This window comes from Phenylobacterium sp. (genome assembly GCF_031425575.1).
In the GTDB taxonomy this organism is placed as follows: domain Bacteria; phylum Pseudomonadota; class Alphaproteobacteria; order Caulobacterales; family Caulobacteraceae; genus Phenylobacterium.
This window is the reverse complement of sequence record NZ_JANPJP010000334.1, coordinates 1-1,725: the sequence shown is the minus strand read 5'-3', so window position 1 is coordinate 1,725 and position 1,725 is coordinate 1. Positions and strand designations below refer to the sequence as shown.

Sequence of the window (1,725 nt, the reverse complement as noted above, 5' to 3'; positions counted from 1 at the left end):
CGGCGGCTATGTGCTCACCAAGCGGCGGCTGGACGAGACCGTGCCGATCGGCAACGCCGCCATGGCCGACCGCACCTTCATCGAGTGGGACAAGGACGACATCGACGCCATCGGCCTGATGAAGGTCGATATCCTGGCGCTCGGCATGCTGACCGCCCTGAAGCGCAGCTTCGACATGCTGCCGCCCCTGGAGGACGGGACTGTCATCAGCGACATCGCCCACATCCCGCAGGAGGCGCCCGAGGTCTATGACATGCTCTGCAAGGCCGACTCCGTGGGGGTCTTCCAGGTGGAGAGCCGGGCCCAGATGTCGATGCTGCCGAGACTGCGGCCTCGCAAGTTCTACGATCTGGTGATCGAGGTCGCCATCGTCCGGCCGGGCCCCATCCAGGGCAACATGGTCCATCCCTACCTGAAGCGCCGCGCCGACCCGAGCCAGGTCAGCTATCCGCGACCCTCGGAGGGCTTCGACCAGAAGGAGATGGAGCGGATTCTCAAGAAAACCCTGGGGGTGCCGCTCTTCCAGGAACAGGCCATGCGGATCGCCATCGAGGGCGCCAATTTCAGTGACACCGCCGCCGACGGCCTGCGCCGGGCCATGGCCACCTTCCGACACCACGGCAATGTCGGGGAATACGGCGAAAAGTTCATCGCCGGCATGCTGGCCAAGGGCTACGACGAGGAGTTCACCAACAACTGTTTCGGCCAGATCGAGGGCTTTGGCTCCTACGGCTTCCCGGAAAGCCACGCCATCAGCTTTGCTTTGCTGGTCTACGCCTCGGCCTGGGTGAAGTGCTTCTGGCCCGACGCCTTCTGCGCCTCCCTGCTCAACAGCCAGCCCATGGGCTTCTACCAGCCGGCCCAGCTGGTCCGCGACGCCCGCGAGCATGGGGTGGAGGTGCGCGCCCCCGACGTGATGGCCAGCGACTGGGACTGCACCCTGGAGCCGCTGCAAGGCCAGCGCCTGCGCGCCGTCCGGCTGGGCCTGCGTCAGATCAAGGGCTTCAAGGAAGACGACGGGAAGACCTTGGTGAAGATGCGCGCCGCCGGCGTCCGCACGCTCGAGGCCTTCGCGCGCGGCCTGTCGCGACGGGCCATGGAGCTGCTGGCCGAGGCCGACGCCTTCGCCGGGATGGGCCTGAGCCGCCGCCAGGCCCTGTGGGCGGTGAAGGGTCTGGTGGGGGAGACCAAGGTCGAGACCGACGCCCCCCTGCTGGCCGCGATGGACCGTCCGGAGGTCCAGGTCGAGCTGCCCCTCATGAGCCTGCCCATGAACGTCACCGAGGACTACCGCACCACGCGCCTGTCCCTGAAGGCCCACCCCTGCGAGTTCTTCCGGGGCGAACTGGCCCAGGCCGGGGCGGTCCCGGCGGTGGCGCTGAAGCATATGCGCGACCGGCGGTGGACCTCGGTGGGGGGGATCGTCCTGGTGCGCCAGCGGCCGGGCACCGCCAAGGGGGTGGTGTTCATGACCCTGGAGGACGAGACCGGGATCGCCAATATCGTCATCTGGAAGGACGCCTTCGAGGCCAACCGCCGGCTGGTGATGACCGCCTCCCTGCTGCAGGTCCACGGCCAGCTGCAGATCGAGAGCGATGTGGTCCACCTGGTGGCCAAGAGCTTCACCGACCTCTCCCACCTCACCGCCCGCCTGCGCGACGAGGGGCCGGCGGCGGATTCCGGACGCAAGGCGGGGGGCCTGATCCACAGCCGCGATTTCCACTA

The 1,725-nt window shown here is 67.9% G+C and carries 1 protein-coding gene; it reads left to right on the top strand.

The annotated features are described in order from the left end of the window. Positions 1-1,725, top strand: a 1,725-nt coding sequence (locus tag RMO97_RS18405; protein WP_310542465.1) for an OB-fold nucleic acid binding domain-containing protein, incomplete at both ends; no start/stop codon positions are given.